At 73.5% G+C, this 6,119-nt stretch carries 6 protein-coding genes and 2 pseudogenes; 5 read left to right on the top strand and 3 right to left on the bottom strand.

Translation table 11 applies throughout. The features are described from left to right. Positions 1–66: 66 nt before the first annotated feature. The 3 genes from ACFXA3_RS32270 to ACFXA3_RS32280 all read right to left on the bottom strand — a co-directional run bounded on the left by ACFXA3_RS32270 (position 67) and on the right by ACFXA3_RS32280 (position 1,298). A complete protein-coding gene (locus ACFXA3_RS32270) occupies positions 67–300 on the bottom strand; it encodes a chaplin (protein WP_385192603.1) in 234 nt (77 codons plus the stop codon). Positions 301–517: 217 nt separating this feature from the next. Continuing rightward, on the bottom strand, positions 518–928 hold the full coding sequence (locus tag ACFXA3_RS32275; RefSeq protein WP_385192607.1) for a rodlin: 411 nt from the start codon (positions 926–928) through the stop codon (positions 518–520). A 142-nt stretch (positions 929–1,070) separates the two neighbouring features. Then, the gene (locus ACFXA3_RS32280) at positions 1,071–1,298 is read right to left on the bottom strand and encodes a chaplin (protein ID WP_385192611.1); all 228 of its coding nucleotides are present in this window, start codon (positions 1,296–1,298) and stop codon (positions 1,071–1,073) included. Between the two features lie 117 nt (positions 1,299–1,415). On the opposite strand from ACFXA3_RS32280, the gene ACFXA3_RS32285 reads away from it, so the two are divergent. The 5 genes and pseudogenes from ACFXA3_RS32285 to ACFXA3_RS32305 form a co-directional block, all read left to right on the top strand. After that, positions 1,416–2,603: a DUF3344 domain-containing protein gene (locus ACFXA3_RS32285; RefSeq protein ID WP_385192609.1), complete on the top strand. Its 1,188-nt coding sequence runs from the start codon at positions 1,416–1,418 to the stop codon at positions 2,601–2,603. 130 nt (positions 2,604–2,733) lie between these two features. Next, positions 2,734–3,132: pseudogene (locus ACFXA3_RS32290) on the top strand (glycosyltransferase); the annotation flags it as partial. Positions 3,133–3,529: 397 nt separating this feature from the next. Further along, positions 3,530–3,928 carry a glycosyltransferase gene (locus ACFXA3_RS32295; RefSeq protein WP_385192614.1) on the top strand — a complete coding sequence of 133 codons (399 nt, stop codon included), beginning with the start codon at positions 3,530–3,532 and terminating at the stop codon, positions 3,926–3,928. Then, complete coding sequence (locus ACFXA3_RS32300) at positions 3,925–5,442, top strand: exopolysaccharide biosynthesis polyprenyl glycosylphosphotransferase (RefSeq protein ID WP_385192616.1); 1,518 nt, start codon at positions 3,925–3,927, stop codon at positions 5,440–5,442. The genes ACFXA3_RS32295 and ACFXA3_RS32300 overlap by 4 nt, the downstream gene beginning before the upstream one ends. Further along, positions 5,442–6,119, top strand: a pseudogene (locus ACFXA3_RS32305) (hypothetical protein); the annotation flags it as partial. The gene ACFXA3_RS32300 and the pseudogene ACFXA3_RS32305, both read left to right, overlap by 1 nt.

Genomic DNA, 6,119 nt, shown 5'->3' on the forward strand with positions numbered 1-6,119 from the left:
GGAGTGCACCGCCGTGCACTCCGAGGCCACCCCGAGGAGGTTGCCCTTGCGGGCGAAAGTGCTTCGTCAGGCGTTGACGCAGGTGTTGCCGAAGGCGGGGTTCAGCACGCCGACGACGTCGACCGTGTTGCCGCAGACGTTGACCGGGACGTGCACCGGAACCTGGACGAGGTTGCCGGACAGGACGCCGGGGGAGCCGACGGCGTTGCCGTCGGCGACCGAGTCGGCCATGGCGGGGGAGGCGGCACCGGCGGCCATCAGAGCGCCGGCGGCCAGCACCACTGCCTTCTTGTACGTCATTTTCTTCAATCCTTCCCGCAGGGGCTTGTCCGCTGCAGAAATAACAACGAGTGGGTCAGGAAAAGGAAACCGGAAATCTTCCGGATGGCCCACAATTCACCCCGGCGTTCGTCGTCCGGAATTCAGGACGGATTTACGCGGTATTTGCGGTGCCGACAAGCGGCGAGGCCGCCGCGACCCGGAGGGGTGCGACGGCCTCGCTGGCGCGGGGTTGCGGTCAGCTGCCCGCGGAGGCGTTGCCGGACAGGACCGGGATGTTGTCCAGGATGTGCGAGAGCGGCTCGTCGCCCTTGGCCTGGGTGGAGTTCTCGGTGCACTGCTGGTTCATCGGGTTGGACAGGATCGGGATGTCCTGGACGCCGACGTTGACGAGCGCGAGGATCGACTGGGCGTTGACCTTGGCCGGCAGGGCGATGCAGGGCTTGTTGAACGAGCCCTGGATGAGCGCCATCTGGGGGCTCATGTTGCCGTACGTGGCCTGGTTGCCGTAGATCTGCGAGGCGCCGTTGCCGTTGACGGTGTTGATGCCGTTGTCGTTGCCGATGGCCATCGCCTGCGGAGCCAGGGCGGCACCGATGCCCACGACCGAGGCGGCGGCAGCCGCGGTGGCCATCATCTTCTTGATCATTGTCGTCCCTTTTTTGCTGGATTGCCCGGTAGTGGAGCACTCGGATCAACGGGCATGCCCCGGTCCGGGTTGCGTGGATTCACCCGGATGCCGTCGTTTCGGGCGGCGCGGTTGACGGGTGGACTGACGGCCGGGCCGACGGTCAGGCGTTGACGCAGGTGTTGCCGAACGCGGGGTTCAGTACGCCGACCACGTTGACGGTGAGGGCGCAGACGTTCACCGGGACGTGAACCGGGACCTGGGCCAGGTTGCCGCTCGCGACACCCGGGGACCCGGCCGCGAGGCCCGCGGCGCCGCTGTCCGCGGAGGCGAGGCCCGCGCCGCCCATCAGCACCGCGGTGCCGGCGACCGCCAGGGTGGTGGCGCGCATCAGCCTCTTCTTCATCTCCGGTTTTCCTTTCGGTTCGAACAATGGTGCACGGCATAACGACCCGCCCCCTGTGAGGGTGCGTGTTATCGCCCAAAAGGCCGTACGAGCGAGTCCGGCGTGATTTCCGTCCTGATTTCTGACAAAGTTCACTCCTGTTTTGTCCCCTTGATCGAAAATGGAGACGGGGTCATGGGTTCGTCCCGCGGAATCCTCGGCACGCTCGGTCTGCTGTCCTGCCTCGTCCTTTCGGCGAACGTCCCCGCGGCCGTCGCCGCCGCTCCGCCGGGGCCGGCCGCTCCCGCCGTACGGGAGATGGCCAAGGTTCCCTTCACCCAGCGTTACCAGGCCGTGCAGCGCGGCGGGCTGGTCCGCGCCTCCAACTCCTCCATCGCCTGCCGCCGGGAGGAAGCGCCCGACGCCGAGCCGTGCGCCGAGGTCAAGCGCGGCGCGGCGGGGGTCAACAGCGACTTCGACATGTTCTACAGCGAGGTCGACAAGGACCCGGACACCTACAACTCCACCCGGGCCGAGCTCAAGGTCCCGCAGGGCGCGAAGGTCTCGTACGCCCGCCTGTACTGGGGCGGGAACCTGCGGGTGGGCGAGCAGAAGCCGCCGGAGGACAACGGCCGGGTGCTGGTCGCCGAGCCGGGCGGGGCGTACAAGGAGGTCCTCGCCGACACGGTGATCGGCCACCGCTCGGACACGGGCAGCGACGCCTACCAGGCCTCGGCCGACGTGACCCCGCTGGTCCGCAAGGGCGGCGCGGGGATGTGGACGGTGGCCCAGCTGAACATCGCCATGGGCAACTCCGAGGTGGGCGCCTGGGGCGGCTGGACGCTGGTCGTGGCGTACGAGCACCCGCAGGAGCCGGTCCGCCGGATCTCGGTGTGGGACGGCTTCGAACGGCTCGCCGCGGGTCCGGGCGAGGCCGCCGAGACGGTCGACATCGCCGGCCTGGACGCGGCCGCCGGGTCCGCGGGCAAGGCCGGGGTGGTCGCGTACGACGGGGACCGGGGGACCCTCGGTGACTCACTCACGGTGACCTCCGACAGTGGCCGCCGGGTCAACGTCAGTGATGCTGAAAATCCTTTTAATGATGTTATGAATTCCACGATCACGGAATTCGGACATCCCTCGTTCGTGCGACAGCCCGAACATGTGAATAATCTCGGATATGACGCGGACGTGTTCGACCTGAGTCCCGCCCTGTCCGGTGGCGCCCGCAGCCTGAGCTTCAGGTTCACGGGCGAAAGCCAGGGTCAATTCCTCGGCGTGCTCTTCGTTCAGACAGACGCGCGCCGCTGAACGTAGGAGACCGCTCCGCGTGCCGACACAACCTCCCCCTGCGCAGCCCTCGCCAGCGCAGCCTCCGATTCCCCGTCCCCTGTCCGTCCTGCACCTCGTCCAGCCCGTCGACGGCGGTGTCGCCCGCGTCGTGGTCGACCTCGTCCGCGCCCAGACGGCCGCCGGCCTGCGCACCGCCGTCGGCTGCCCGCGCGGCGGTCGGCTCGCCGACGCCGCCCGCGCGGCCGGTGCCGAGGTGCTCACCTGGCGGGCCGGCCGGGCCCCCGGACCCGACCTGCCCGCCGAAGTGCTCGGCGCCCGGCGGGTGGTCCGCCTGGTCCGGCCCGACGTCCTGCACGCCCACAGCGCCAAGGCCGGGCTGGCCGGGCGGCTCGCCGTGCGCGGCGCCGTGCCCACCGTCTTCCAGCCGCACGCCTGGTCCTTCGACGCCGTCGGCGGGGCCACCGCCGCGCTCGCCCTGCGCTGGGAGCGGTTCGGGGCCCGTTGGGCCGACCGGGTGCTCTGCGTCAGCGAAGCCGAACGCCGGGCCGGCGAGGCCGAGGGGATCGCCGCCCACTGGTCGGTGATCCGCAACGGCGTCGACCTCGACCACTTCCGCCCCGGCGGCCCCGACCGCAACGCGGACCGGGCCCGGGCGCGTACCGAACTCCCGTTGCCCGCCGCCTTCCTGGGGGACGGCCCGCTCGCCGTCTGCGTGGGCCGGCTCTGCCACCAGAAGGGCCAGGACATCCTGCTCCGGGCCTGGCGGGAAGTGCTCGGCAATCTCCCCGAAGCCCGTCTCGCACTCGTGGGGGGGCGGCCCCCCCCCCCCAGGCGGCGCCGCCCCCCCCCCCCCCGCGGGCGCGGAGCCCGGGGCGCCCCCCCCCCCCCCCCCCGGCGGTCACGGCCCCGACACCGAGAGGCTGCGCCGCAGCGCCCCGCCCGGAGTGCTCTTCGCCGGGGCCGCCCCCGACATCCGACCGTGGCTTCGGGCCGCCGATCTCGTTGTACTGCCGTCGCGGTGGGAAGGCATGGCGCTCGCCCCGCTCGAAGCCATGGCCTGCGGCCGACCGGTCCTGGTCTCCGACGTCAGCGGTGCCCGGGAGAGCCTGCCGCCCGGCCAGGGACGGCTCTGCCTGGTACCGCCGGAGGACCCGACGGCCCTGGCCAAGGCCCTGGGACGGCTGCTCGCCGAACCGCGGCTGCTCGCCGAACTCGGAGAGCAGGCCCAGCAGCACGCCCGGACCGACTTCGACGTGCGGCGGACCACGGACGCGGTGACCGGTCTGTACCACGAACTGCTGGGCAGGCCCCGGCCCTTGAACCAGGAGCGCATCAGCCGATGACGATGGACAGCGCACCCGCCCGGCACACCGGGCAGGGCGGCACGGGGCCCGCCGGCGGCACCGCCGGCACCGCAGCCGTCCGACGGTCCGTGACCGCCATCCACCCGCCACGCCGGCCACGGGCCGACCCGGCCCGGCCGCTGGCGCGGCCGCAGCGGGTCCGGCGCCGCGACGGGGTCGTCCCGCTGCTGACCGCCGACGGGCTGGCCGCCGTACTCGCCACCGCCGCCGTGGCCCGGCCCGGGGCTGCGCTGCCGCCCGAGGCGGCCGCCCCCGTCGCCGTGCTGGCCGCCGCACTGCACGCGCAGGCCGGGCTGTACCGGCCGCGGCTCGCCCCCTCCGCACTCCTCGAACTGCCCGCGCTGGCCGGGCGGGCCGCCGTGCTGTGGTGCGGGGTCGCCGCCGTGACCGCCGCCGCGGCACCCGGCCGGGCCCTGGGCTGGTACGCCCTGCTGACCGCCGTCTGCCTGCAGACCGTCCTGACCTGCGCGGGGCGCGGCTTGGCCAACGGGCTCCGCAGCCGCTCCGCCCGCCGCCGGCCCGCCTCGGCCCTGGTCGTCGGCCCCGGCGCCGGGGCGAGCGCGGTCGCCGCCGCCCTGCACGGGCGCCCCGAGTACGGACTGCGGCCCGTCGGGCTCGCCGACACCGGCTCCGCCGAGGAGGGCGGCGCCGGCGTGCCGGTGCTCGCCACGCACGAGGACGTCCGGCGCGCCGTCATCCAGAACTCGGTCCGGCACGCGGTGTTCACCCACCCGCCGGAGGCCGACGAGCGCACCGCCTCCCTCGTCCGGCTCTTCCACGACCACGGCTGCCGGCTCTGGCTCGCCGACCCGGCCGGCACCGCCAAGGTGACCGGCATGCGGGTGTCCCAGCCCGCCGACCAGCTGTGGGGGTACGCCGTACAGCCGCTGCTGCCGCGTCCGTCCCGGCCGGTGGAGCGCTGGGTGAAGCGGGCCGTCGACGGGACGCTGGCCGCACTCGCGCTGATCGCCGCGGCGCCGGTGATGGGCGCGTGCGCACTGGCCGTACGGATCGCCGACGGCCCCGGGGTGATCTTCCGGCAGGAGCGGGTCGGCCTGTACGGGCGCTCCTTCACGCTGCTGAAGTTCCGTACCCTGCGCGCCGACGAGCACGAGTCCGCCACCCGGTGGACCGTCGCGGGCGACCAGCGGATGAGCCCCGTCGGCTCCTTCCTGCGCAAGTCCTCGCTGGACGAGCTCCCGCAGCTGTGGAACGTCGTCCGGGGTGACATGAGCCTGGTCGGGCCGCGTCCCGAAAGGCCCTTCTTCGTCGCCAAGTTCGCCGCGGTGCACCCCGGCTACGAGGCCCGCCACCGGATGCCCGTCGGCATCACCGGCCTCGCCCAGATCAACGGCCTGCGCGGGGACACCTCCATCGAGGACCGGGCCCGTTTCGACAACCACTACATCGACACCTGGTCGCTGTGGCAGGACCTGTGGATCCTCGCCCGCACCGCGGCCTCCTTCTTCCGCTTCCGGCTGGGGGGCAGCTGATGAGCCTCGCCGTATCCCCGTTCGGGGCCCGGCCCGACGCGGCGGGGCTGCTGCGGCGCCACTGGCCGCTGCTGCCGCTCGCCGCGACCGTCCTGCTGCTGCTCGCCCCGATCGCGGCGGGCGACGCGAGCACCTCGGGCAAGGTCGGCCCGGCCGACGCCGCCTCGCTGGCGCTGGTGCTGGTGTGCGCGGTGCAGGCGCTGCGCGGCCGGGTGCGGGAGCTGAGCCCGCTGGGCGTGCTCGTGCTCGGCGTGCCCGCCGTGGGCCTGGCCGTCGCGACCGTGACCGCCGGCGACCCGTACGCGGCGCTGCCCGGCTTCGTGCGCTACCTCCAGGTGTTCGTCCTGGTCCCGGCGGCGATCGTGCTGCTGGTGCGCGACGCCGGGGAGTTCCGGCTGGCCGCCGGGTGCTTCGTGGTGCTGGCGCTGGTGCAGGGCGCGGTGGGGGTCGTGCAGTACGCGACCCACACCGGAGCCTCGTACCAGGGCGAGGACGTCCGGGCCGTCGGCACCTTCGGCCCCGGCGACGTGATGGGCATGGCCACGGTCGTGGCGTACGGGCTGGTCGTGGCGACCGCGGCGGCGCTGGCTCCCGGGCTGCCGGCCCGGGTACGACGGCCGGCGGGCGCCGCCGCCCTGGAGCGCGTGGTGCCGCTGGTGGTGTGGGTCAGACCAGGC

The organism is Streptomyces sp. NPDC059456 (genome assembly GCF_042750055.1).
Classification (GTDB): Bacteria; Actinomycetota; Actinomycetes; order Streptomycetales; family Streptomycetaceae; genus Streptomyces.

What these genes read in the sequence shown, in the direction of transcription:
- ACFXA3_RS32270 (WP_385192603.1), bottom strand. Translation starts at nt 300, where the DNA reads ATGACGTACAAGAAGGCAGTGGTGCTGGCCGCCGGCGCTCTGATGGCC.
- ACFXA3_RS32275 (WP_385192607.1), bottom strand. Translation starts at nt 928, where the DNA reads ATGATCAAGAAGATGATGGCCACCGCGGCTGCCGCCGCCTCGGTCGTG.
- ACFXA3_RS32280 (WP_385192611.1), bottom strand. Translation starts at nt 1,298, where the DNA reads ATGCGCGCCACCACCCTGGCGGTCGCCGGCACCGCGGTGCTGATGGGC.
- ACFXA3_RS32300 (WP_385192616.1), top strand. Translation starts at nt 3,925, where the DNA reads ATGACGATGGACAGCGCACCCGCCCGGCACACCGGGCAGGGCGGCACG.